Consider the following 25,661-nt stretch of genomic DNA (forward strand, 5'->3'; position numbering starts at 1 on the left):
TTGTATAATTAGTTAAGCAACAATTCTTATATGTAGTTAATTAAAAAGAGGGGGAATTGTTTTGAAAAAACATCTTGTCAGTTACCTGAATTTTATTATAGGAATTATAAATGCTATTACTTCAATAGTTTGGTTTAGTTCTAATAGAATAGGATTTGGAGTTACTTATCTATTTTTAGCTATAACATTTATTACATTGGGTGTGTATTATAGAAAAAAGAAAAAGTAAATTATGTTACGGTTTGTCATAAAAATGAGGGTATAAATTATATTGATGTTACAAAAGCAATATGTGAATTATTAATTCACATATTTAAAAAATAATATCCAATTTTTTCTATATAAAATAATAAATATGTGTGCTATAATTTTTGTATTATGTTATCTAACGAGACAAGCATTAGGAGGATTATAATGTATAATTTAAAGAATTTTTCTGAAATAGAAGTAAGCAAACTGTTAGACGAAATATTACAAAGATATGATACTATTTGTAAATGTGAAAAGTGTAAATTGGATATTAAGGCTTTAGCATTGAACGCCTTGTCCACAAAATATATTGTTTCTGAGCAAGGTGAAATATATACTAAAGCATTAAATGAAGTTGATAAACAAGAACAAATTAATGTTGTCATGGCTATTACAAAAGCTATAGACATAGTATCTGCTAATCCAAAGCACTAGATAGGTTTGGAGGTTGGCTAGGTAAACCTTTATATGAAATTAAATTTAAGTTTTCATAAACAGTTCGATCTAAAAAATACCCCATAGAATAGACAATTATGGCCTACTCTATGGGGTATTTTTATTTTGTGCTTTGAAGTTTTTCTATAATTATCTCTTTCATTTCTTCTAATTTCTTTTCTGATATTTCTAAAGTTTTACCCTTAGAATACATGTATATTTTAATTTTCGGTTCTGTACCTGAAGGTCTTACAGCATACCAACTCTCATCATCGAAATAGAATTTAAGTACATTAGATACTGGAATTCCACTAGATTCTTCTGTGCCGTTGATTATGTCATAAGATTTTTCTATTTCGTAGTCTATATATTTAACCAGCTTTGCGTCGCCTAAAGTCTTTGGATTGTCTTTTCTATATTCTACCATCATTCTAGAAATTCTCTTTTGACCTTCTATACCTTCTAAAACTAAAGATATTAGGTTTTCTCTATAATACCCAAATTCCGCGTATATCTCATTCAGTATATCTATTAGAGTTTTCCCTTGAGATTTATAGTAGGCTGCTGCTTCACATAAAAGCATGGAGGATATTACTCCATCTTTGTCGCGAACGAAAGTACCGGCAACATATCCTATGCTCTCTTCATATCCAAAGATAAATTCATTGCTATTGTCCCTCTTAAAATCAGGAATTTTACCACAAATATTTTTGAAGCCTGTTAGTACTTCGAAGGTTTCTACACCGTATTTATTAGCTATAGCCTTACCTAAATCCCCTGTTACTATGGATTTTACTATGGCTGCATTCTTTGGAAGTGTGCCTTTTTCCTTCATTCCTTCTACTACATATTTTATGAGTATTGCTCCTGTTTGATTACCATTGAAGGCAACATATTCACCATTTTTATCTCTAACCATTATGGCAAGTCTATCACAATCTGGGTCCGTAGCTATTAATAATTCTGCCCCTTCTTTTTTCCCAAGAGCCTGGGCATACTTAAAGGCTTTTACATCTTCTGGATTTGGGTACCCAACTGTTGTAAAATCTGGATCTGGATTTTCTTGCTCTGGCACTACTATTATATTTGTAAAGCCTCTTTCCTTAAGGACGCGCCTTACAGGTACATTTCCTGTTCCGTTTAGAGGAGTGTATACAATTTTTATATCCTTATCTATGTCTTCTCTTATAGCTAGACCTTTTACTTTTTCAAAGTACTCATCATCCATAGCTTTTCCAAGCATCACTATTAAACCTTTTCCCTTGGCTTCATCCATATCCATGACTTTTATAGAACTAAAGTCCGAAATACTCTGGATTTTTTCTGTTATATCTTCTGCTATAGATGATAAAATTTGCGCACCATCTTCCCAATATACTTTGTATCCGTTGTATTCGCGAGGATTATGACTAGCAGTTACTACTATTCCTGAGGCAGTATGTAATGTTCTTACCGCATAAGATAATTCTGGAGTAGGCCTTAGCTGCTCAAATAAATAAGCCTTTATTCCATTTGCCGCTAAAACTTGCGCTGCTGTAGCTGCAAATTTCTCAGAAAAATGTCTACAGTCGTATGCTATAGCTACGCCTCTATCCATATATTCTTTGCCATAACCTTTAATATACTCTGCAAGTCCTTGAGTTGCTCTTGAAATAATGTATATGTTCATTCTGTTAAGTCCCGCACCTAATTTCCCTCTTAGCCCTGCAGTTCCAAACTCTAAATCCATGTAAAACCTATCTTGAATTTCTTTAGGATCTTCTGCTATTGATTTTAAATCTTCTCGAGTCTTCTCATCAAAGTATTCATTATTTAACCATTCTTCATATTTTTTCATATAAGTCATTTCAACTCACACCTCTCCAAATAATTACTATTATTATATAACATTATACATTATTTTCTGTATTTTTTAAACAATACTTTTTTTGGGTACTTTCGTGAGGAAGTGTGGGGACGGTTAACAATTAATAATATTAATTGTTAACCGTCCCCAGGTTTTTGGGTTAAAAGATTCTATAGATTTGAGTGGTACAAAAACAAATTATTATAGCAATGCATGTGGGCATTAATATAGATAATAATGTCCATCTAAGACTGCCTGTTTCTTTTTTGATAGTCCATACTGTTGTAGCACAAGGGAAATGCAGTAGTGAAAATAACATTGTGTTTATTAGGGTCAAGTAAGTCCAGCCATTATTGAGTAGAATTTCTCGAAGCTGACTTATGCTTTCAAATTGAAGCATAGATCCTTTAGATAGATATGCCATTAAAAGAATAGGAAGTACAATTTCATTTGCTGGAAATCCTAAAATAAAGGCTATTAAGATAAAACCGTCGAGTCCTATAAGCTGCGCAAAGGGATTTAGAAAATTTGCCGCATGGGCTAGTATGCTTATATCTCCTATTATTATATTTCCAAGAATGTAGGTTATGGCACCAGCGGGCACTGCTACAGTTATGGCTCTACCGAGCACAAACATTGTTCTATCGATTATAGAGGTATATAATACTCTGCCTAGTTGAGGTTTTCTATAGGGTGGTAGCTCTAGGGTAAAGCTTGAGGGCATGCCTTTTAATATTGTTTTTGATAGTGTATAGGAGGATAGCAGTGTGATTCCTATGCCTATAAGTACTAAAACTACTACCATTAGTGCAGCTATAATAGAGCTACTAGCTGAGGAAAATTTCACTCCTACAAACACCATGGATAGAGCTATCAAAGTTGGGAATCTTCCATTACAGGGTACAAAGTTATTGGTTACAATGGCTATAAGTCTTTCTCTTGGTGATTCAATTATCCTGCAGGCTATTACACCGGCAGCATTGCAACCAAAGCCCATACACATGGTTAGCGCTTGTTTTCCATGGCAGCAAGCTTTTTTAAACACATGGTCTAAATTGAAGCATATTCTTGGAAGATACCCACCATCCTCTAGGAGTGTAAATATAGGAAAGAATATTGCCATAGGTGGTAGCATTACAGCGACTACCCAGGCAAAGGTTCTATATACTCCTAGTACTAAAAGATTGTTTAGCCAAAGTGGCATTTGTATATAGATAAAGAATAGAGCAAGCTTTGCTTCTATCCAAAATAAGAATTTTGCTATAAGTTGTGAAGGGTAATTTGCGCCCTGAATTGTAAGCCAAAACACCACTGCGAGTAGTAGTATCATTATGGGGATACCGGTTTTTTTAGAGGTGACTATGTCATCAATCTTTTTTTGAGATAACAATCTTTCAGTGTCTTTTGTAACGGTTTTTCTAGTTATCTCCTCAGCTGTTTTATAAATAGTAGATACAATAGTGTCTCTTATGTTTTCATTGTTCTTAGCTCTAAATAGTTTGATTTCTTCTAGAACTTTCTTTATACTTATGTCTTCCTTTAAGTTCAATTATTACACCCTCCTATTAATTGCTTTTTAAGGCATCTTTAAAGATAACTAGTGTGTATGCTAGTCTATTTTTTTAAGATGCCTAGGTCATAATCTAAATATTTACTTATAGAATTTAAGAGGGATTCATCTCCATCTAAAAGTCTTAGGGCAAGCCATTTCGTGTTAATTTTATCCATAAAAATCGAACTGAGCATTGGGGTGAGACGCTTTAGCTCCTCTTCAATAATCTTAGAATATTGAATTTGTACTGAACATGTATGAATTTTATTAGTGCATAAATCATATATGTTATCTTTCAAAATATTCATTCCTATATTACTTCTAGCAGTAGTTGGCACCACCGGAATACCTAATTCATTTGATAGTGCCCCCATATCTATTCTTATGTTTTTACTTTTAGCCTCATCCATGAGATTTACGCAAGCTACCACCTTATCCGTAATTTCCATTACCTGCAAAAGCAAGTTTAAATTTCTCTCAATACAGGTAGCATCAAGCACCACCACTGTTACATCTGGCTTTCCGAAACATATAAAGTCTCTAGCTACTATTTCTTCTACAGAACTTGCAAGAAGAGAATAAGTGCCTGGTAAATCCACAATAATAAAGTTTGTGTCTCTATGACCATATTTTCCTTGAGAGTTTACTACTGTTTTGCCTGGCCAATTTCCTGTATGCTGATGAAGTCCCGTTAATGCATTGAACACTGTGCTTTTTCCTGTATTAGGATTTCCTGCAAGTGCAATTACATAATCCTCTTCCTTAAATTTTTCTACATTAAAAAGGTCCTTTAACCCTTGCTTTGTGCTGGAACTGTGAGTTAGGCCCATATTCCTTCTCCTTTCTATTGCTTTTTTAGTTGATATTTATTGTCATGCCAGAGTTACATCTATATGTGTTTTACCATAATACTCTTTGCTTCTTCCTCTCTTAGTGCAATACAAGTGTCTCGTATAAGATAGGCAGTAGGATCTCCAAAGGGACTCTGTCTAAGAACATGGATAATAGTATTTGGTACTATTCCTAAATCCAGCATTCGTTGTCTTGACAAGCCTTTTGAACGTAATTCTACCACTTGAGCCTTTTTCCCCACAGCAATTTCTGTTAGTTTCACTGTTGTATTTTCCATTTTTTCACCTACTTTACTAAGCTTAGGTATCTAGGCACATGACAATAATTAACTTGCCAAAGAAAGCAGTATATTTATTCCAATGTACCATTGCTTTATATTATGAATTTAAAGTTAAAATCGTCACTAAAATTAAAAAAAGTATAAGCTACATAAAATTAATTTTACGTAATTTATACTTTTCTTTATATACCAAAACATAGAGCTTATATTACCTACTTAAGTTATATGCGAAATCTATATCTCTTTTATTCTTGGGCGTCATATACAATCTTAGACACTTGTGCAATAGTCTCATTTGCCTCGGTTAGGTTCTTGGTAAAAATCACAAGAATGTATGGATTGTCCTTACTTACAATGGCAATATCGTTTACACACTCGCCATAGTCACCTATTTTATGAGCTACAATGCCCTTAGGAATATACTTATCTATCCTATCATGATACTCTGTTTTTTTCATAGTTTCAATCATATCACTGTAGTATTTATTATTATCAAGGTTTAAATATAATTTTTCTAGGATTTTAAAAGAATCCTTTGGTGTAGTATTATTTCCACTATGAACTGTAGGATGAGCTACGATTTTTTCAATATAATCATATTTATTTTCATTGCCTACTCTTCTTAAAATCATATTTATAGCTATATTGTCCGAATAAATTATTGAATAGTCACTTAAGGTCTTTATTGCGATCGGTTTACTTAAATCCGTTCCTTGAAGTATTCCTGCACCCTCTTCATAATCGCCTTCTTTAAATACTAATTTTTCGTTTATATCAATCTTTTGTTCCTGAATCATATCATACATAAGCATGTTTATAGGTACTTTTATTGTGCTAGCCGCTACAAACTGTTTGTCCTGATTTATTTCAATAAATTTATTAGAATTTATATCATAGTAAACCAATCCAACTTTGTTTATATTGTTGCCTAAAAATGTTCTAATACCTTTTTCTAAGTTATCTAACTGAGCTTGTTTCACAGCATTTCTTTCTACCTTGCTTAGCTTGTACTCTAATGACTGTTTATACACTAGATCCTCATAATCCGTTTTAGATATGGATTTAGATATTCCATAATTATTACTTTTATTATAATTGGAAATATAATTAAACGTAGCAATACTTTCGCTGGCTACTATCGGCTGTTTGCTTACACTAAATGTTGCAAAGAATGCCATTATTAATGTTAATGAAATGACAATTTGCTTATCTACCATCTACCCATCCCCCCCCCTTATACATCTATATTAGGTGTATCTATTATAGATATTATCCCCTTTGAAATACTCTTACTATAAAAATATATTTTTTATGTGTCATTTTGATGACAATTATGCTAACAATTTATTAATTTATTTACTACTTTACATTATACCTTAATTTTCATCAAAACTTTATGTTTTTTTATTTTAAAAGGAAATACTAGGGACGGTTAACAATAATTTGTATCTTTTAAAAATAGTTTATAAATATAATATTATAATTACTATTCTAATCTTCATAAAATCTTCATGCCAGGCGCTTATAATTTAAATTAATATTATTAAAAAGAAGGTGTAGTATGAGTAATAAAAAACAAAAAATCAAAGTCTACAACATGACCTGTACCTCCTGTGAAACTAGAATTGAAAAGGCCTTGTTGAATATACCTGGAGTTACAAAGGTATTAGCTGATTACAAAAGCGAAAGTGCATTTTTAGAATATGATGATGAAATTTGCAATATAGCACAAATTAAAGAAAAAATCTCAAAACTCGGCTATAGTACAGAGAATTCTGGTAATTTTAAAATTATTGGCCTACTAGTTATAGTCGTTGCAATTTTTCTTTTAAGCAAGGCTGGAAATAGCTTTGACATGGATTCTAAGTTGAAAAATGCTTCCTATTTAGTTTTATTTGTAGTGGGTATTTTTACTTCCCTGCACTGCGTGGGTATGTGCGGTGGCATAATGTTATCTCAAAGTATTTCAATAGGAAATAAGAATAAATTTGAGGCCCTAAAACCTGCTATATTTTATAATCTTGGCAGAGTGATATCCTACACTATTCTTGGTGGAATTGTTGGAGCTCTAGGCTCTGTTTTTTCTCTTACTTTACCTTTTAAGGCCGGTCTTCAAGTTTTGGCTGGACTTTTTATGATTGTTATGGGATTAAATATGGCTGGCTACAGTCTTTTTAGAAAATTCAACATAAGATTGCCTTGGTCTGCCTGTAATATTAAAAAAAGCGGCAAAACTCCTTTTGTTGTAGGCATTTTGAATGGTCTTATGCCTTGTGGACCTCTCCAGACTATGCAACTATATGCTCTTGGAACAGGTAGTGCTCTAATCGGTGCCACTTCAATGTTTGTATTTTCTCTTGGAACAGTGCCTCTAATGCTTGGCTTTGGAGCTCTTTCTGGTCTTTTAAGTAAGGATCACACTAAGCAGCTTGTAAAGTTCGGAGGAATTCTTATAGTTGTTCTTGGACTTATTATGGGTAATAGAGGGCTCGCACTTGCTGGTATTAATGTGTCACCTATGGCTTTTGTAAATAGTACCGCAGCTAAGCAGACTGCTTCTCCTGCAAATGGTTCAAAAGCTACTATTGAAAATGGAGTTCAAGTAATAAGAATGACTGCTAATGCTAATGGCTACACTCCTAATGTATTTTATGTACAAAAGAATGTACCTGTTAAGTGGATAATAAATGGAGAGGTACTCACCTCTTGTAATAACTCCATTGTTGTGCCTTCTTTAAGTGAAGAAAAAAAATTAGAATCTGGTGAAAATATCATAAATTTCACACCAGGAGATAAAGATATAAACTTTAGCTGTTGGATGGGTATGATAAGTGGTGTAATTAAGGTAGTAGATGATGTTAAGGCTATTGATACTTCTACAGCCACAGGTACTGTTCCACCAGTAGCAGCTGGTGGAAGTTGTTGTTCTCCTGGTGCTACTGGTGCTGATGCCGGCGGCGCTGCTGCTACTCCACCTAGCACTGCTAGTATATATGGCAGCGATATAGCCAAAACTCCCATTGACCTTTTAACTAAAAAGGCTAACATAAGTAATAATACCCAAAGCTTAACTATAAGTGGAATTGGTTACGAACTTTCCCCGCTTATATCTTCAGTACAAAGTGGTCTTAAAGCTAATTTATCCTTTGACTTAACAAAGTTTGATAATGCTATGGGAACCTATTCAATAATTGGCTCTGATGATAAAACAATTTCATCCTTCCAAGGCAAAAAAGGCATTGTAAAAGTAGCCTTGACCTTTGATAAACCTGGTGTTTATGCAATAGTTAAAGATAACACTACACTGGGCTTAATTGACGTATCTAAGGATATTAAACCTATAGTTCTTGAAGAGTTAAGGGATAAGTATTTAAAATAACTAAGAAGAACACGGTGGGTACGGTTAACAACTATCTAAATAATTAACTTAAGAATACGAATGTGAATATCATCTCGATGCATAGGCAATAATTTAAGAAGTATAAAAAACTCTATAATGTTAAAATTTATGGGTACTGCCTTATGGATAACCATGCACATTTATTGGTTGATGCTAATGGTGCAGATATATCAAAAGTTATGCACGGAATAAATTTTTCTTATGCAATGTACTTTAATAAAAAAAATAAAAAGGTACAAGTTTTTCTTAAAAAACTTGTACCTTTTAAGGGATAGGCTATAACTTATTATTAACCGCCCTCCACCATTTATCCCATTTCAACTGTTTATCTAATTGTTAACCGTCCCCACTTGTCAATCCAAAGCACTAAACCCTATTAAAATAAACAGTAACCGCGCTCCCCTTCCCTTCTTCGCTTTTCACTTCTATGTTTGCCTTGTGAAGGGTTAATATATTCTTTACTATGGTGAGGCCTATTCCTGTGCCTACTGTTTCATGTCTACTTTTGTCTCCTCTATATAACCTTTCGAATATATAAGGTAAGTCTTCCTTACTAATTCCTATACCTGTATCTTCTATTTTTAATATTACTTTTTCATCTGCTTCCTTTAACGTGATATTAATTTCACCATTCTCTTTAGTAAACTTAACTGCATTTGAAAGTATATTAATAATTACCTGTTTTATTTTATCCGTTTCACCTAAAATATTAAATTGTTTGCTGGTATTACATTCTAATGTCATTTGAAGTTTCTTATTTTCTGATACTAGTTCAAATTCCTTTACAACAGAGGATAAAATATCTTTCAAAGAAATTTTTTCTACATCCAAGCTTATTTCTTCACCTTCAATTTCCTTTAGTCCATTTAAATTGTCTATTAGCTTTCCAAACCTGATAACTTCTTCATTAAGGTAAGCTAATCTCTCATTGTCTACTGGAAAAATACCGTCTATCATTGCTTCAAAATTATTTTGAAGAATATTAAGAGGCGTTCTAATTTCATGTGATATATCTGATATCAATCTTTTTCTAAGCAAATCCTGATGTTGAAGCTTTTCTCCAAGTGTATTTATACTATTTCTTAAATCTTCAAGTTCTAGAATATTGCTCTTATCCTCTGATCTTTCATCATAATTTCCATTTGAAAGGTGAACTGATATCTTTGAAACTTGCCTAAGAGGAGTAGAAAATTGCTTTGAGATAAATAGACTAATTAATATTGTTATTAAAATCGATAGTACTACACTTAAAATAATGCTCTTATTTATCGAACCTTTGAAATCTACATCTTCTTTGGATAACAGTACTGGCGCATATTGTCCTACTTCTATATAGCCTACAATTTTACCCCCAGATTTTATATCGAAGGTGCTTGTAGTATAAACTCCTCCATTTTTAACTTGCATAGTGGCATCCATGTTGTTAATAATTTCATTAGGATTCATTCCCCAAAGAACTTTGTTATTTTCATCCTTAAGCGTAAGGCAATAGCTACTCATATACGCTTCATGTGAAATTTCTATTCCAGAAGTTTCCGACCACTTTCCATTTTTCTTATATACATCTTCTAAATATGTAACTATTCTGGTATTCCTCTTATTCTGTATTTCCACTAAGTACTTGTTAAAGGTTGTTGATATAGTTATATTTACCAAGAGCGTGGATATGAAAAGTGCTAATATAGCAGTACATACTAAAATAATACTTAATCTTTTTCTTATGCTTTGCATAAATTAATCACCACCAAATTTATAACCAATTCTAGTTACGGTTACTATATATTTAGGATTCCTGCTATCCTCTTCTATCTTTTTACGTATATTTTTAATATGTACATCGATTGTTCTATCAAACCCTTGAAAATCTATTCCCATAATTCTTTCAATGAGCTGCTCCCTAGTAAATACTTTGCCCCCATTAGATGAGAGAATGTTTACTATGTCAAATTCATTTGGCGTAAGAGGTATCTCTGCGCCGTGTACCTTAACTATTCTTTTCTCATAATTGATTTCCAAATCGCCATTATTATACACTCTTGTTTCAGACTCATGTATATTAAGCCTTCTAAATAGTGCATTTACTCTTGCAGTTAGTTCTCGTGGGCTAAAAGGCTTAACTAAATACTCATCTGCCCCAAGATTTAATCCTTCTATCCTATTTTCTAAGGTACTCTTTGCTGTAAGCATAAATATGTGGACCTCAGAAATTTTTCTTATAATGCTACATACTTCTTCACCAGATATGTCCGGTAACATTAGGTCTAATATAACTAAGCTGAATGGTATTTTCTCGAAAAGCTTTATTCCTTCCATACCCTTGGTAGTGCAATAAACACTATATCCTGCTTTTTCAAGATATGCTTTTTGTATTTCTGAAACCTTTTCTTCATCCTCAATAATTAAAATATTATCCATGTTTAATTTACTCCTCTTAAAATTAAGTTTACAATTATAAGTTTTCATGAAAATAGAAGCGAATTAATTGTTAACCGTCCCTACTTATTTTAGTTGTCTAATTTACTCTCAGGATTATATTCCCCAAAAATCTAGCATAGAATATAGATATGTATTCTTTTCATCTTATAATCGCTATATTTTAAGGAGTTGATAATATGAAGGTTAAATTCTGTAAGCATAATCAATGGAATGATGCTGTTATTACTATGATAACTGAAACACACCCTAATATAAAGATATCCATGAAAAAATGTTTTGGAAAGTGTCATAAATGTAAGTCTCATCCGATAGCCATGGTTGGCAAGGAACTATTAGTGGGTACGGATGAAGAAAATCTATATAATAATATAATCAGCAAATTATTAATCCCTTAGGCGCCTCAAAATAAATAACAAGTCAAAATTCTAAGGACAGTGACTTTTTGTTTGTTTAGGGTAGGGGACGGTTAACAACTATTTGATATTTAGAATTTTAAAAGTATATTAATTGTTAACTGTCCCCGCTATTTAAAAGTGTATTAATTGTTAACCGTCCCTGCTATTTTATTTTACTCGTCTACCCGTTATATAATCTCCTCTTGTCATAGCTGAAACTTTAATTACATCTCCTGTACGAGGAGAATGAATATAATTATTATTCCCAGCGTATATACCTGTATGCTGAGGATTATTCCCGCTTCCAAAAAACACCAAATCCCCTGGTTGAAGATCATTTTTAGCTACTCGTATACCATCATTTATCTGATCATATGTGGCTCTTCCTATTGATATTCCAAAATGGCTATATACATATTGAGTAAATCCTGAGCAGTCAAACCCTGTAGAAGGCGATGCTCCACCCCATGAATATGGTGTGCCAAGGAAGTTAGAAGCAAAGGCTATTATAGAATCTTGTGATAAATTAGTTGAGCCTCTTGAAGGAGTATATTTAGCTACTAAATTTTGCACTCCACTTGCTTTTATCGCGCTTTTATTGACTGATGCTTGTGGGTTACTTATTCCAGCTATAAGAAGGTTTTCCTTGATGTCTAACTGAGTTATTAATTTGTTTTGTGCTTCTTTAGCCAGGATTATCTTTTCTAACTTTAGCTTGTTATCTGCCTGCAAATTAAGTAATGCAACCTTCGTATTATTTAAACTATCCTGTTTTTCATTTAATTTATTTTGGATGGCTGCAAAGTCACCCATTATTTTTTCATCAAACTGCATTATGATTCTTATGTTTTCTACTCTTGATATAAAATCTCCGAAGCTCTCTGAATTTAGTAAAATGCTGGTATACCCATCAAACCCATTTATGTACATGGTTCGCATTCTACTATCAAATAATTCTTGTTCCTTTTGTGCTTCATTTTCAACCTTATTTATCTCTTCTGCTGCGCTTTTAATTGCCTTTTCTGTTTGTAATATTTTAATTTTATTCTCCTGGGTTTTAGCCATATTTTTTTCAATTTCATTATCAAATTGTTCTATTTTTCTTTCAATTGCTTGACTTTCAGTTTGAATTCTAGTTAATGAATCCTTCTGCGGTTGTAATTTACCATTTGCTTTAACCGCCAATGCAGTTACATTTAAAGTAAAAATTAAGGTTGTCACAACTGCCATATTTCTCAAAACATGCTTCATTTTTACATCCCCCCGTTATTTTAGGATTTTAAAATAAACCATAAGCAAAATGTATCAAAAACTTATGTAGTTTATGTGAAGATTATTTTCTATGAAAATTAATATATTACTTAATTATACATTTATGTATTATTGTAGCATAAATATTTTCTATTGAACATACCCTATTAATATTAATTATTTTTTTTAACACAAAGAGCTGTGATTTCAAAAATCACAGCTCTTTGTGTTAGCGACATTTCAGAAGGATGTGTCTACTCCCATTGTGGTAATCAATATTAAAATAAAAAAACTCCAGTAGGAGCGTACACGCCTTCTGAAGTCTTTCATATTGCAGCATGGTCTAAGATGAACAACTGCGAAGGTGATGATTTAATTATAAGGCTCAATCCAATTAGTTTTTAAGAATTTCTCTTCAATTTCATCTGGTGGAAGAGGTTTACTGAAATAATAGCCTTGTATCTGATTGCATCCCATGCCTTGAAGTAGTTTAATTTGTTCCTTTGTTTCTACTCCTTCTGCAATAACGTCTAAGTCAATTTTTTGTGCAAGTTGTATTATTCCATCTACTATGGCTTTTTCTCTTTCATTTGTAACAATATTATCTATAAAGGACTTATCTATTTTCAATGTATTTATAGGTAGCTGTTTTAAATAACTAAGCGAAGAGTATCCTGTACCAAAGTCATCTAAGGCAATATTTATCCCCAAGTTTCTAATCTCCGTAAGTAGCTTAACACTCTTTTCGAAATCCTTCATTAGAATACTTTCCGTAATTTCCAGCTCCACAAACCTCGGATTAACCTCTGTTTCAGTTATAATCCTTTTTAGATTTTCTTCAAATTTGTCATTTTGCAGTTGAACTGCAGATAAGTTTATTGCAATAGTATCATATATATATCCTTTGCTTTTCCACAAATTATTTTGTAGGAATGTAGTTTTTATAATCCAATCACCCATAGGAATTATTAATCCACTTTTCTCTGCCACAGGTATGAACTCTGCGGGTGATATTCTTCCTAGCTCGGAATTGTTCCACCTTAAAAGTGCTTCAAAACCTTTTATTTTATTGTTTATAATGTCTATCTGTGGTTGATAATAGATTTCAAACTCATCATTTTCAAGTGCATGCCTTAAGCCTTTTTCTATTTCAACTCTTCTTACCACTATATCACTCATATTCTTATTAAAGTAAGAATATTTAGCTTTACCATTGTATTTTGCACTGTACATTGCAGTATCGGCATTTTTTAATAGTATATTAGTTTCATTACCATCATCTGGGAAAACAGTAATTCCAATACTTGCTGAAGTATATACTTGTTTACCAGCTACATTTATTTCACAGTTTAGTATGCATAATAATTTTTCACACAAGTTACTAATGACTGTGTAATCCTCAATATTTTTCATTAAAATAAAAAATTCGTCTCCACCTACTCTTGAAACAATATCACCTTGTCTAATAGAAGCCTTTAGAGATATTGCAACATTTTTCAGTAATTCATCACCATAATCATGACCTAGTGTATCATTAATTTCTTTAAAATTATCTAAATCAATAAACAATACAGCATGCTTAACGACTTTATCCATCCCCTTAATAATCTCGTTCTCCAGGGTATTAATAAACAGTCTCCTGTTAGGTATGTCCGTTAATATATCATAGTACTTCAATTTATTAATTTTATCTTCAAAATGCTTTTTTCCAGTAATGTCTGTAACAGAGCCAGAAACTTTAGTTGCTACGCCCTTTTTATTTCTCAGACACTTCCCTCTGACTAAAACCCATTTGTCTCCGCCTCCATTAAACATAATTTTAAGACTGCTTTGATAATATAATGTTCTACCACTAATATGATCATTAAAATCATCTAATGCAATTTTTCTATCTTCCTTCGCAACTAGGTTTATCAAATCATTTAATGAGGTTATAGCATCTTTATCATACCCCGTAATATCACTAATTTTATCTGAAGAAAAAAATTCTTTAGTTATAAGGTCAATTTCAAATATAGCGTCATTTGAACCTTCCAAAGCCAATTTATATCTTTCTTCACTTTTTTCAATTATTGCTTGTTTTTCATTTAATTCATCAAATTGTGCCCGAAGCTCCTCTTCTGCAGCTATTAATTGCTCATAGGTAGCTTGAATTTCTTGATAATTTTCTTTTATTGTATGAGACCAAGCCTTACTTTTCTTAGTAAATTCACTAATTAAATAATATATTATAAAAGATGATATTAAAACATAAGCCCATCCTTTGATGGTTTGTATCCGTACCATTAAAGATTTACTTTCAATTAGAAGGTTTAAAATTCTATCTGAAAATAATATCCAAAGTCCACCAATTAAGGCATAAACCAAAGTTACTTTAAGTGGCATCTTTTTAAGTCCAAAATCATCTTGAAATAACCAATCAATATTAATCCCCTCAGCATTAATCTTTAATTCTTTTTTTGCGAATTTATTTAAGTCAATTTTTTTTCCATTCACCTAGATTCCTCCCATTAATATTTACAAAATAATTCATCCGTTTTATATTATATTTTCACTTTAAGATTAACCTTTATAATTATCGTCAAATTATGATTTTTACAAATAGTTTTTCTCAATTTATATTTAAAATTTTCATATTTTTTTGTCGCATTTTTATAATTTGAAAATTTTGAATTTTACCATTAATTATAACAAATATAATTATACAATATAAACCATAATCCTGTATATATTTATATAATAAATTATTTTTTTTTAAAATACATCCTATATCTTAGTTAATATTGTTAAAATTTATGTTTGTAACTTTATCGTAATATATTATAATGTATTATAGCGTATTATATTATATATAGATAAATTTTTTAATAAAGGAGCCTTTAAAATGAAAAAAAACAATATAATTGTCACTATGCTTTTTAGCATCTTATTTTTAAGTTCCATATGTTTTCATTTTATAAATAATAATAAAATTAAAAATACTACAATAAAAAATAATAGTTTAAAAATTGAATTTCAGTCACTAAAATCAGAAAATCAGTCTTTAAGAGAACTGAATAATCAGCTTCTTGAAACAAATTCAAATGTTGCAGAAAAGGTTAGTAAATTAAAAATTACTATAAATTAATATAAATAATTTAACCATATAAATTAAATAATTTATTGGAATAAAAATAAATAAAAGAGGAAGGTCGTACTATGAGAAACACAAGAAAAAAGAAAAAGCGCTCATTAGCACTTCTATTAGTAAAAATTTTCATTCTTACTTTGTTTGTTTCTTCAATTGTGAAAGCAGCCGTTGGAGAAGCAACCGTTGTAAGAAGTGAAAATGAAAGTACAATATTACAACAGGAAATAACGCAAATGCATTACCATAATGAGAAGTTAAAATCAGAAAATACAAATCTTCAAAGCAAAATTAAAAAAAGTGAAATATCCTATAAACAAATCTCAACTAGATCAAAAACAGCTAAAATTAAAATAGCTTATTTAACCTTTGATGATGGTCCATCAAAAAACACTTTAGACATATTAAGAATCTTAAAACAATATGATATTAAAGCTACTTTTTTCGTAAATGGTCATCCTGCTTTAAGTGACTTGTATAAACAGATTTCTGATGATGGACATGTTTTGGCAAATCATACTTACAGTCATGATTATAAAAATATCTATTCATCAGCCGATAATTTTAAAAAAGATGTTGAAAAATTGGATACCTTCCTTACTGAAATAACTGGAAAGGAACCTGCTCATATTTTAAGATACCCAGGTGGATCTAATAATAATATCTCAGTTCAATATGGTGGTATGGAAATAATGAACTCTATAATTAAAGAAATGAATGCATCAGGCTATAAATACTTTGATTGGAATGTTGATTCTAGTGATGCATCCACATATCGCCAAAACAAAGATGTTATTGTACAAGCAGTTTTGAATCAAAGTAGTCAAATTAAGCATCCCATTATATTAATGCATGATTTAGACCCAAAAACCACAACCGTACAAGCCTTACCGGAAATCATTGTGGGTCTCAAGAAACAAGGATTTATCTTTGACGTATTGTCTAACGATATTTATGCACCACAATTTAAAGTAATTAAATAGCAAACATAATTTTTACTTTGTACTTTGAAGGCTTAGAACCATCAACGTCGTATTACACTATATAATAATATTATTAGTACCTTGACATTTTTATTGTAGGTGCTATAATTATGGATAATTAAATAATTTAATACTACGAAGAGAAAAGTATGCCATGTCCCATTTACAGAGAGAAAATACAATAGCTGAAAGTATTTTTAAATGGAAGTAGCTGAAGACTACCTCTGAGTGACTCCAATAAAGTCCGGTAATTCCGTTATAATTAGTAAGTGGTTTATTTTTATAAACAATTTGGGTGGAACCGCGGGAAATTATAATCTCGTCCCTTTTCTATAGTTAGAATTGAGATGAGGTTTTTTTTGTTTTATAAAAAAATATGTTTTTATAAACTTGTGCATAATATTGTGTGCTGGTTATTTTTTAATATACCTTGAATAGAGAAAAAGAGAGGGGAGTAATATATATGATAAATATTAAATTAAAAGATGGTTCAATGAAATCTTATGAATCTGGAATGACTGTAATCGAAATTGCGAAAGATATTAGCGAGGGACTTGCGAGAGTTGCTTGTGCTGGCACAGTCAATGGTAAAACTGTAGATTTACGTTTCATAATTACTGAGGACTCTGAACTTAGTATATTAACTTTTGATGATGAGGAAGGTAAAAGAGCCTTTAGACATACTGCTACTCACATTTTAGCTCAAGCAGTAAAAAGATTATTCCCTGATACAAAACTTGCCATAGGACCTGCTATAGATGGAGGTTTCTACTACGATTTTGATAAACAAAATTCTTTCTCTGCTGAGGAAATTAAACAAATAGAAGAAGAAATGAAGAAAATTGTTAAAGAAGATTTGCCAATAGAAAGATTTGAACTTTCAAGAGTTGAAGCTATAGCTTTAATGGAAGCGCAAGATGAAAATTTCAAAGTTCAATTAATTGAAGATCTACCAGAGGATGCAATTTTATCCTTCTACAAACATGGTGAATTTACAGATCTTTGTGCAGGTCCCCATTTAATGTCTACAAGATACGTAAAAGCCTTCAAACTTACTCAAGTTGCAGGAGCATACTGGAGAGGTAGCGAGAAAAATAAAATGCTTAGTCGTATATATGGAACTGCCTTCACAAAGAAATCTGATTTAGATGCTCATATAGAAAGAGTGGAAGAAGCTAAAAAAAGAGACCATAACAAGCTTGGACGTGAACTAAAAATGTTTACAACTTCTGATGTTATAGGTCAAGGTTTACCTCTACTTATGCCAAATGGTGCAAGGGTAATCCAGTTATTACAACGTTTTGTTGAAGACGAGGAAGAAAGAAGAGGCTATGTTATAACTAAAACTCCTCTTATGGCTAAGAGCGATTTATATAAAATGTCTGGCCACTGGGACCATTATAAAGAAGGAATGTTTGTCCTTGGAGATGAATCTAAAGATGAGGAAGTTTTGGCACTTCGCCCAATGACATGCCCATTCCAATTTACAATTTATAATAATGATCAAAAGAGTTATCGTGATCTTCCAATTAGATATGCAGAAACTTCAACATTGTTTAGAAATGAGTCTTCAGGTGAAATGCATGGTCTTATGAGAGTACGTCAATTTACTATTTCAGAGGGTCATTTGGTTGTTAGACCTGATCAATTAGAAGATGAATTTAAAGGAGTTATAAACTTAATTAATTATATAATGGTTACACTTGGAATCGAAAATGATATCACTTACAGATTCTCTAAAGGTGATCCTAATGATAAGGAAAAATATATTGACAACCCAGAAGCTTGGGCGGATACTGAAACTAAGATGAAGGATATACTAGACCACTTAGGAATAAACTATAAAACAGCTGTTGGCGAAGCTGCTTTCTACGGCCCTAAGCTTGACCTTCAATTCAAAAATGTTCATGGTAAAGAAGATACTATAATTACTGTACAAATTGACTTCGCACTACCAGAAAGATTTGACATGACTTATGTTGATAAAGATGGCTCTAAAAAACGCCCATATGTTATCCATAGAACTTCTATTGGTTGCTACGAGAGAACACTTGCAATGCTTATAGAAAAATATGCGGGAGCTTTCCCAACTTGGCTTGCACCGCTACAAGTTAAGGTATTACCTATTTCTGAAAAGTATCATGATTATGCAGATATGGTAGTAGCTAAGCTAAAGGCAGCTAACATTAGAGTCGAGGGAGACTTTAGAGCAGAAAAAATCGGATACAAAATCCGTGAAGCTCGTAATGAAAGAGCACCTTTCATGCTAATAGTTGGTGAAAAAGAAGCTGAGCTAAATGAAGTTTCTGTTAGAAGTAGAAGAAATGATGATGAAGGTGCAATTGCACTTGATTCCTTTATTGCACGAATTAAAAATGAAATAGAAACTAGACTATTATAATAAAAAAATCCAGTACAAGATTTAATCTTGTACTGGATTTTTTATACTTTTTAAATTTTGAAAGAACTTTTTAAAGACACTATTCTGTTAAACACTAATTTTTCTTCTGTAGTGTATCTAGAATCCACATTGAAATATCCATGTCTGAAAAATTGGAATTTATCCTGTGGTTTTGAACCTTCCATATTTGGTTCTACAAATCCTTGAAGGATTTCTATAGAATTTGGATTTATTTGATTTAAGAAAGTTTTTCCTTCTTCTTGCTCTTCATCTAAAATCAGTGGTTCAAATAATCTAAATTCTGCTGGCACTGCATTTGTTGAATCTACAAAGTGGATTGTTCCTTTAACTTTTCTTCCTTCAAATCCACTACCGCTCTTAGTTTCAATATCATAAGTACAATGTATTTCGGTTATATTTCCCTCAGCATCTTTAACAAAATCATTACATTTTATAAAATATGCTCCCTTGAGTCTTACTTCATTTCCAGGAAACAATCTAAAATATTTCTTTGGTGGATTTTCCATAAAATCTTCTTGTTCTATATATATTTCTTTTGAGAAAGACACTTGGCGAGTTCCCATAGATGCATCATCTTGATTATTCTCAATTTCTAGCACTTCCACTTGAGCTTCTGGGTAGTTTGTAATAACCACTTTTAATGGTTTTAAAATTGCCATAGTTCTAAGTGTTTTAGGACTTAAATCTTCTCTTATAAAATGCTCAAGCATTTGGCCATCTACTGTACTGTTAGCTTTTGCAACTCCAATTTCTCTGCAAAAATTACGTATAGCGTTTGCAGTGTATCCACGACGCCTAAGTCCAGCTATAGTTGGCATACGAGGATCATCCCAAGCATCTACAATTCCCTCGTCTACTAATTGCTTAAGATTTCTTTTACTCATTACAGTATTTGTTATATTTAATCTTGCGAACTCAATTTGTCTTGGTTTATTTTCCATTTCACAATTATTTATAACCCAATCATATAGTGGACGATGATCTTCAAATTCTAAGGTGCAAATTGAATGTGTAATTCCTTCAATTGCATCTTCAATTGGATGAGCATAATCGTACATAGGATAAATACACCATTTATCTCCTGTGTTGTGATGAACCGCATGAGACATACGATAAATTATTGGATCTCTCATGTTTATATTAGGAGAGCTCATATCGATTTTAGCTCTTAGAACCTTTTCTCCGTCCGCGAATTCACCTTTTCTCATACGATCAAATAGGTCTAAGTTTTCCTCTACGGTTCTATTTTTGTATGGGCTTTCTTTACCTGGTTCTCTTAGTGTTCCTCTGTATTCTTTCATTTGCTCAGCTGTTAAATCACAAACATAAGCTTTATTATTTTTTATTAATAATACAGCTCGGTCATACATTTCATCAAAATAGTTTGATGCAAAAAATAGTTCATCCCACTTATATCCAAGCCATTTTATGTCCTCTTCTATGGAATTAACGTACTCTTTATCTTCCTTTGCTGGGTTAGTATCATCAAAACGTAAGTTTGTCTTACCTTTAAATTCATCTGCCAGTTCAAAATTTAATATAATTGATTTTGCATGCCCAATGTGCAAATATCCATTTGGTTCTGGTGGAAAACGAGTTATGATTTCACCGTGTTTTCCGCTTTCTAAATCTTCCATAACAATATTTCTTATAAAATTTGATGAAGTAGTTTTGTTTTCCATATTTGTCACCTTCCTTAAGTTCGCGTTTACTAACGTAAGCTAGCTTATGTTAGTAAACGCACTTGCTTGTAAATTTTCTCTATATTCTAATAAATATATCACAAAAACAGATTTTTTTCTAGGATTTTTTTGACAGATACCACCCACGTGGCAAAGCCGCTGGTATGATAACATATAACCGCTCCAGATTTAGAGGAGTTACCCACATATGTTACTTTCGTTCTTAAAGCATCCGGAATTACACCTATATGGATTAAACTGTCCACATTTAAATATTTGCCAAATTGTCCTATAATAATCACTCTTTGTAAATCTAATATATCTATTTTCATTAAAGTCAGTAACACATAAAAGCCAGATGAAATAGCACCTTCTACTAGTTTCACCTGACGAGTATCCTTTTGTGTTATTCTTATTTCCTTTGGGTAATCATATTTTAAGGTCTTCCTTTGCACTATTAACCAATTCCTTTGCCGTTTTAGCTGCTCTAGATGCATCAGAAGTATATACATCTGCCCCTATTTTTTCAGCAAAGCTAGATGATACTGGGCCCCCACCTATCATAACTATAATTTTATCTCTTAAATTTTCATTTTTTAATATTTTAATAACTTCTTCCATACCACACATAGTTGTAGTCATAAGAGTAGATAAGCATATAATATCCGCATTTATTTCCACTGCTTTTTCTACAAATTTTATAGCAGGCACATCTCTTCCTAAATCTTCTACATAAAAGCCCTCAGTTTCCATCATGATTTTAACCAAGTTTTTACCTATATCATGGGTATCCCCTTCTACTACTCCTATAACTACCTTATGTTTTTTATCCCCATCCTTACTTTTTAAATGAGGTTTTAATATTTCCAGCCCCCCGTACATAGCATCTGAACAAATTAATAATTCCGGAATATAATATTCTTCCTCATCGTATAACTGTCCTGCTCTACGCATTCCATGAGCAAGTCCCTTATCAATACCCTCATAAGCATCAAAATTATTTTCAATGAATTGTTTAGTAATTTCTATAGTTTTTTCCTCTTCCATGTCTACAACAGAATCAGAAATTGCTTGTAATAATTTTTCTTTTAAATCTGACATATATTATTACTGGTTTCTTAAATCTAAGTATATGTGAACATTTAAATTTAAAAACCAGTATTCACCTCGCCTTCTATTTTTAACATTTATGAAAAACCTACAACTTGCCACTTGCCACGTGGATGGCACTAGCTCTTTTGACCATATATTCTTGCTGAATCCATAAGTGCTATTATTTTATCTGGATGGGTTCCAATAGGTATATCACAACCTGAGCTTAAAACAAATCCTTTTGGACTGTCATATGCTTTGCTTATACATAGCTTACCTGCATTATGTATTTCTTCTATAGTTCCTCTAAGTATAGTCTCAACTGGAGCTACATTTCCTATTAAACAAACTTTATCCCCAAATTGCTTCTTAAGTTCTCCTATGTCGTCTATATTATCCAAGCTTAAATTTGCAATACCTACTTCTACCATATCACCCCATATCTTTTTAGTTGTTCCACAGATGTGTAGGGTGCTTCCACTTCCTCGCCTTTCAATAATTCTATCCATACATTTTTTCAAATATGGCTTTGCAAATTCTCTGAAGGTTTTAGCACTAATCATAGTACCAGAAGCAACAGGTTCAGCAATACTTGGACTTAACCCTAAATCGCATACTGCATCAATATAGTTAATAACACTTTGGGTGGATATTTCTAGCAGCCTATGTACCATTTCAGGGTTTCTAGTTATATCCTTAAGAAAATCCTCTGTACCTCTTAAAAAAGCAGCCGTGGTAAATGGTCCTCCCATAGAACTTCCTACAAATACTTCATGCCCAATTCTTCCACTCGTTACTTTAAGTGCTTCAAGAAAATATGATATTCTCCCATCTTTATAAGGATCTAAAGGTGATAGTTTGCCTATATCCTTATAGTCCTTTAATATAGCTTTACTAAAGTAAGGTGTACCATTTTCTGGGAACTTAAATTCACTTCCCATAGCCTCAGGTATTCCCTGAAGTCCTGGACCAACACCTATGCTATCTGGTCTGATTGTTTCAAAGCTTTTCACTGCTACATCTATAATTACTTCTGTTGAAAAATTATGTTCTTTAATTGTATGTCCAAAAAGTGGTGCACAGGCTTCCCCTAAAAATGGACTACAAGGAATTCTATCAATTTGTTTTCCTGCTGAAAAAGCTTCCATTCTTTCTCTTGGTGTCATTTGGTCTGGCTTTATAATTTGATTCATCTTAATTCCTCCTTAGAAAATTGGGATTAAATATTTTTGGGCATAGAAAAAAATAACATATTAAATTGCTATTTTCTCAAAAATCCTTATACGATTACATAATTATTATAGTATTTTAATCATTAAAAAGGTTAACTATACCTTTTACGAATACTTGATTTAGTACACATAAAGTTTACACTCTACTTTAATCTTATGCAAATCAGTTTTTCAAATAGGTTTTACCTTACCTATAGCTATTGTGCATCTTCGTTGACTTAATAATATATACATGATATTTTGTTAAAGGCATGAAATACATGTCTATTTTTTTGTATTTAATTAAATATATAGGGGAGTGATTTATGTGTCGGAGAAAAAAAAGAGAGAGACCTTTTCATCAGGATTTGCAGTTTTTTTCGCAACATTAGGTTCAGCAGTAGGTTTAGGTAATATATGGAAAGTTCCTTATCTAACAGGAGCTAATGGCGGAGGAGCTTTTCTCTTAATATATATTTTATGTGTTGCATTAGTTGGTATTCCAATTATGGTGTGTGAATTTTACATTGGTAGAAAATCAAGAAAAAATGCAGTGGGAGCTTTTGAAGAGTTAAAGGCTGCTAAAGGTTGGAAAAGCATTGGATTTATAGGGGTAGTTTCAGCATTTCTAATTATGTTTTTTTATAGTTGTGTTGCCGGTTGGGTTTATTCTTATGTCTTCAAAGCAATAAAAGGCGATTTCACGGGGGTTACCTCAGCTACATCTTCAGCAAAATTCATGTCAACACTGGTTGGACCAATGCCTCCACTTGTATGGCAGTTTATAGTTCTTGCCATAGTTTCGCTAGTCTTACTTGCAGGAGTTAAAAATGGAATTGAAAGAATAACAAAAACACTTATGCCTGTATTATTCATACTAATTCTTATATGTGATGTAACGGCATTAACACTTCCAGAGGCATCACAAGGATTAAAGTTTTTATTCCATGTGGACTTTTCACAGATAAATGGAGCTGTTATATTAACTGCTCTTGGTTTGGCATTTTTCAAATTATCATTGGGAATGGGAATAATGATTACCTATGGAAGTTATTTTACACAAAATAATAATATGATAGCAACTTCAGCAAGGGTTGCAATGTCTGACACACTAGTTTCAATACTAGCCGGAATTGCAATATTCCCAGCTGTATTCTCTTTTGGTATGAAACCTAGTGAAGGTGCTGGGCTATTATTTAAAACAATCCCGCTTGTATTCTCAAAAATGCCTTTTGGAAATATATTATTAGTAGCATTTTTCTTATTAACTGCTATTGCAGCTACAACAGCAATGATATCAAATGTCCAAGTTCCAGTTGCGTATTTTACGGAAGAAAAGGGTATGGGGAGAAAGAGTGCAGTGTTACTTACAACAGGTATAATGATGTCCATTGGAATACTAGCAACATTATCCGCTCATCCCTCAAGTGTCCTTGGTAATATTCATATATTAGGACAGAAGGGATTTTTCGATTCATTTGATTACGTATCGTCAAATATATTACTTCCAGTAGGCGGACTTTTAACAGCAATTTTCGTTGGATACTTTGTTAAAAAGGAAGATTTTAAATTAGAGCTTTCAAATCAAGGAACTTTAAATAATGGTGCTGCAATAAATGTTTTGTACATATTTATTAAATTTATAACACCTATTCTACTTGTAATTGTTTTCTTGAATTCAATAGGGATAATTAAATTATAAATAAAGAAGAACAGTAAACCTTATAAGTTACGCTAGTCTCTAAACTATTTCGCCTTATTAAGCTACAATAATCAATTATTAAAAAGTTAAATCTCAGTTCCACCCTTAACAAGCTTTATATCTGAATTCATAGCTTCAGTAGTTAGATAAGTTATACCCTGCAGATAATCTTTATCGCCATCTTCTGATAGCATAATTTTAGAGATTATATTATTCGCTGCGTAAGTCTACCATTCCCATTTCTATAAATACAACTGTTTAATTATTTATTGCTCATATTTGATTGTATATACCCTTATAGGAAAAAACAATTATAATAATTCTTTAACTTGAGAATACAATACACAATATGTAATAATATAACTAACCAGTAATCTAGTGAAAGGAGATGGTAATATTGATCATAACTAGGAGGTGGCTTTTGGCCTAAAAAGGTTAAAAGTTTACCATTAAATATGAAGTAGCTCGCAATTAATAATTGTTAGCTACTTCATATGAATATTAGGAGGCACACTGCCTCCTTTTATATTAACTTGCCACGAGGATGGCACCACTTGTTATTGACATAAAAAGGTTTTTATAATAAAATGAAATTGTGTGAATAATCAATTTAAATAAAAATAATTCAGATGAAGGAGATGTTGATATATGATGAATTTAATTGTAGCTTTTGAGGTGCTTGTTCAATAACTAAATATTATTCGAAGGCAGTATAAAATTTTGTAGTGTGTTTTTTATATTATATC

19 protein-coding genes, 2 pseudogenes and 1 other annotated feature are annotated in these 25,661 nt (G+C 31.9%); of the genes and pseudogenes, 9 read left to right on the forward strand and 12 right to left on the reverse strand.

What is annotated here, in order from left to right; translation table 11 throughout:
* Positions 1 to 61 precede the first annotated feature (61 nt).
* Positions 62 to 229 (forward strand): hypothetical protein, encoded by a 168-nt coding sequence (locus G9F72_RS23340; protein WP_164958082.1) that lies wholly within the window; start codon positions 62 to 64, stop codon positions 227 to 229.
* A gap of 185 nt (positions 230 to 414) precedes the next feature.
* Complete coding sequence (locus G9F72_RS23345) at positions 415 to 684, forward strand: late competence development ComFB family protein (RefSeq protein WP_164958080.1); 270 nt, start codon at positions 415 to 417, stop codon at positions 682 to 684.
* 121 nt (positions 685 to 805) lie between these two features.
* Here the strand turns inward: G9F72_RS23345 and G9F72_RS23350 are convergent, their stop codons facing one another.
* The 4 genes and pseudogenes from G9F72_RS23350 to G9F72_RS23365 all read right to left on the reverse strand — a co-directional run bounded on the left by G9F72_RS23350 (position 806) and on the right by G9F72_RS23365 (position 6,431).
* Positions 806 to 2,530, reverse strand: coding sequence for a phospho-sugar mutase (locus G9F72_RS23350; RefSeq protein ID WP_164958079.1), 1,725 nt, complete (start codon positions 2,528 to 2,530; stop codon positions 806 to 808).
* 160 nt (positions 2,531 to 2,690) lie between these two features.
* Positions 2,691 to 4,912 (reverse strand): annotated as a pseudogene (gene feoB / locus G9F72_RS23355) (ferrous iron transport protein B).
* Between the two features lie 59 nt (positions 4,913 to 4,971).
* Positions 4,972 to 5,211, reverse strand: a complete 240-nt coding sequence (locus tag G9F72_RS23360) for a ferrous iron transport protein A (RefSeq protein ID WP_164958075.1) — start codon at positions 5,209 to 5,211, stop codon at positions 4,972 to 4,974.
* A 248-nt stretch (positions 5,212 to 5,459) separates the two neighbouring features.
* Complete coding sequence (locus G9F72_RS23365) at positions 5,460 to 6,431, reverse strand: serine hydrolase (protein ID WP_164958074.1); 972 nt, start codon at positions 6,429 to 6,431, stop codon at positions 5,460 to 5,462.
* Between the two features lie 344 nt (positions 6,432 to 6,775).
* Between G9F72_RS23365 and G9F72_RS23370 the strand changes: the two genes are divergently transcribed.
* Positions 6,776 to 8,593: a sulfite exporter TauE/SafE family protein gene (locus tag G9F72_RS23370; RefSeq protein WP_164958073.1), complete on the forward strand. Its 1,818-nt coding sequence runs from the start codon at positions 6,776 to 6,778 to the stop codon at positions 8,591 to 8,593.
* Between the two features lie 107 nt (positions 8,594 to 8,700).
* Positions 8,701 to 8,889 (forward strand): annotated as a pseudogene (locus G9F72_RS23375) (transposase); the annotation flags it as partial.
* 91 nt (positions 8,890 to 8,980) lie between these two features.
* Here the strand turns inward: G9F72_RS23375 and G9F72_RS23380 are convergent.
* The gene (locus G9F72_RS23380) at positions 8,981 to 10,345 is read right to left on the reverse strand and encodes a sensor histidine kinase (protein ID WP_164958072.1); all 1,365 of its coding nucleotides are present in this window, start codon (positions 10,343 to 10,345) and stop codon (positions 8,981 to 8,983) included.
* Positions 10,346 to 10,348: 3 nt separating this feature from the next.
* A complete protein-coding gene (locus G9F72_RS23385) occupies positions 10,349 to 11,029 on the reverse strand; it encodes a response regulator transcription factor (protein WP_164958071.1) in 681 nt (226 codons plus the stop codon).
* Between the two features lie 197 nt (positions 11,030 to 11,226).
* On the opposite strand from G9F72_RS23385, the gene G9F72_RS23390 reads away from it, so the two are divergent.
* A complete protein-coding gene (locus tag G9F72_RS23390; RefSeq protein ID WP_164958070.1) occupies positions 11,227 to 11,445 on the forward strand; it encodes a DUF1450 domain-containing protein in 219 nt (72 codons plus the stop codon).
* A 168-nt stretch (positions 11,446 to 11,613) separates the two neighbouring features.
* On the opposite strand, the gene G9F72_RS23395 is transcribed toward G9F72_RS23390, so the two are convergent.
* Positions 11,614 to 12,696: an NlpC/P60 family protein gene (locus tag G9F72_RS23395; RefSeq protein ID WP_164958069.1), complete on the reverse strand. Its 1,083-nt coding sequence runs from the start codon at positions 12,694 to 12,696 to the stop codon at positions 11,614 to 11,616.
* Positions 12,697 to 13,068: 372 nt separating this feature from the next.
* Positions 13,069 to 15,192 carry a putative bifunctional diguanylate cyclase/phosphodiesterase gene (locus tag G9F72_RS23400; protein WP_164958068.1) on the reverse strand — a complete coding sequence of 708 codons (2,124 nt, stop codon included), beginning with the start codon at positions 15,190 to 15,192 and terminating at the stop codon, positions 13,069 to 13,071.
* 388 nt (positions 15,193 to 15,580) lie between these two features.
* On the opposite strand from G9F72_RS23400, the gene G9F72_RS23405 reads away from it, so the two are divergent.
* From G9F72_RS23405 to thrS, 3 genes are all read left to right on the forward strand, one after another.
* Positions 15,581 to 15,823: a hypothetical protein gene (locus tag G9F72_RS23405; protein ID WP_164958067.1), complete on the forward strand. Its 243-nt coding sequence runs from the start codon at positions 15,581 to 15,583 to the stop codon at positions 15,821 to 15,823.
* 71 nt (positions 15,824 to 15,894) lie between these two features.
* Entirely contained in the window at positions 15,895 to 16,806 is a 912-nt protein-coding gene (locus G9F72_RS23410; RefSeq protein WP_164958066.1) for a polysaccharide deacetylase family protein, read from the forward strand.
* A 126-nt stretch (positions 16,807 to 16,932) separates the two neighbouring features.
* Positions 16,933 to 17,136, forward strand: a binding site (T-box leader).
* 133 nt (positions 17,137 to 17,269) lie between these two features.
* Complete coding sequence (gene thrS, locus G9F72_RS23415) at positions 17,270 to 19,207, forward strand: threonine--tRNA ligase (RefSeq protein ID WP_164958065.1); 1,938 nt, start codon at positions 17,270 to 17,272, stop codon at positions 19,205 to 19,207.
* A 50-nt stretch (positions 19,208 to 19,257) separates the two neighbouring features.
* On the opposite strand, the gene G9F72_RS23420 is transcribed toward thrS, so the two are convergent.
* The 4 genes from G9F72_RS23420 to G9F72_RS23435 all read right to left on the reverse strand — a co-directional run bounded on the left by G9F72_RS23420 (position 19,258) and on the right by G9F72_RS23435 (position 23,195).
* On the reverse strand, positions 19,258 to 20,910 hold the full coding sequence (locus G9F72_RS23420) for a glutamine--tRNA ligase/YqeY domain fusion protein (RefSeq protein WP_164958064.1): 1,653 nt from the start codon (positions 20,908 to 20,910) through the stop codon (positions 19,258 to 19,260).
* Between the two features lie 98 nt (positions 20,911 to 21,008).
* The gene (locus G9F72_RS23425) at positions 21,009 to 21,365 is read right to left on the reverse strand and encodes an ASKHA domain-containing protein (protein ID WP_164958063.1); all 357 of its coding nucleotides are present in this window, start codon (positions 21,363 to 21,365) and stop codon (positions 21,009 to 21,011) included.
* Complete coding sequence (locus G9F72_RS23430) at positions 21,340 to 22,011, reverse strand: corrinoid protein (RefSeq protein WP_164958062.1); 672 nt, start codon at positions 22,009 to 22,011, stop codon at positions 21,340 to 21,342. The genes G9F72_RS23425 and G9F72_RS23430 overlap by 26 nt, the downstream gene beginning before the upstream one ends.
* Before the next feature lie 128 nt (positions 22,012 to 22,139).
* A complete protein-coding gene (locus tag G9F72_RS23435) occupies positions 22,140 to 23,195 on the reverse strand; it encodes a uroporphyrinogen decarboxylase family protein (RefSeq protein ID WP_224676229.1) in 1,056 nt (351 codons plus the stop codon).
* Between the two features lie 346 nt (positions 23,196 to 23,541).
* Here G9F72_RS23435 and G9F72_RS23440 point away from each other — a divergent pair, with 346 nt between their 5' ends.
* On the forward strand, positions 23,542 to 24,915 hold the full coding sequence (locus G9F72_RS23440) for a sodium-dependent transporter (RefSeq protein WP_164958061.1): 1,374 nt from the start codon (positions 23,542 to 23,544) through the stop codon (positions 24,913 to 24,915).
* The last annotated feature ends 746 nt before the right edge of the window (positions 24,916 to 25,661 follow it).

This window comes from Clostridium estertheticum, from assembly GCF_011065935.2.
GTDB lineage: Bacteria > Bacillota > Clostridia > Clostridiales > Clostridiaceae > Clostridium_AD > Clostridium_AD estertheticum_A.

Coding starts and splice junctions, on each gene's coding strand:
- G9F72_RS23370 (WP_164958073.1), top strand. CDS start 6,776: ATGAGTAATAAAAAACAAAAAATCAAAGTCTACAACATGACCTGTACC.
- G9F72_RS23360 (WP_164958075.1), bottom strand. CDS start 5,211: ATGGAAAATACAACAGTGAAACTAACAGAAATTGCTGTGGGGAAAAAG.
- G9F72_RS23410 (WP_164958066.1), top strand. CDS start 15,895: ATGAGAAACACAAGAAAAAAGAAAAAGCGCTCATTAGCACTTCTATTA.
- G9F72_RS23395 (WP_164958069.1), bottom strand. CDS start 12,696: ATGAAGCATGTTTTGAGAAATATGGCAGTTGTGACAACCTTAATTTTT.
- G9F72_RS23430 (WP_164958062.1), bottom strand. CDS start 22,011: ATGTCAGATTTAAAAGAAAAATTATTACAAGCAATTTCTGATTCTGTT.
- G9F72_RS23390 (WP_164958070.1), top strand. CDS start 11,227: ATGAAGGTTAAATTCTGTAAGCATAATCAATGGAATGATGCTGTTATT.
- G9F72_RS23365 (WP_164958074.1), bottom strand. CDS start 6,431: ATGGTAGATAAGCAAATTGTCATTTCATTAACATTAATAATGGCATTC.
- thrS (WP_164958065.1), top strand. CDS start 17,270: ATGATAAATATTAAATTAAAAGATGGTTCAATGAAATCTTATGAATCT.
- G9F72_RS23405 (WP_164958067.1), top strand. CDS start 15,581: ATGAAAAAAAACAATATAATTGTCACTATGCTTTTTAGCATCTTATTT.
- G9F72_RS23350 (WP_164958079.1), bottom strand. CDS start 2,530: ATGACTTATATGAAAAAATATGAAGAATGGTTAAATAATGAATACTTT.
- G9F72_RS23380 (WP_164958072.1), bottom strand. CDS start 10,345: ATGCAAAGCATAAGAAAAAGATTAAGTATTATTTTAGTATGTACTGCT.
- G9F72_RS23345 (WP_164958080.1), top strand. CDS start 415: ATGTATAATTTAAAGAATTTTTCTGAAATAGAAGTAAGCAAACTGTTA.
- G9F72_RS23420 (WP_164958064.1), bottom strand. CDS start 20,910: ATGGAAAACAAAACTACTTCATCAAATTTTATAAGAAATATTGTTATG.
- G9F72_RS23435 (WP_224676229.1), bottom strand. CDS start 23,195: ATGAATCAAATTATAAAGCCAGACCAAATGACACCAAGAGAAAGAATG.
- G9F72_RS23385 (WP_164958071.1), bottom strand. CDS start 11,029: ATGGATAATATTTTAATTATTGAGGATGAAGAAAAGGTTTCAGAAATA.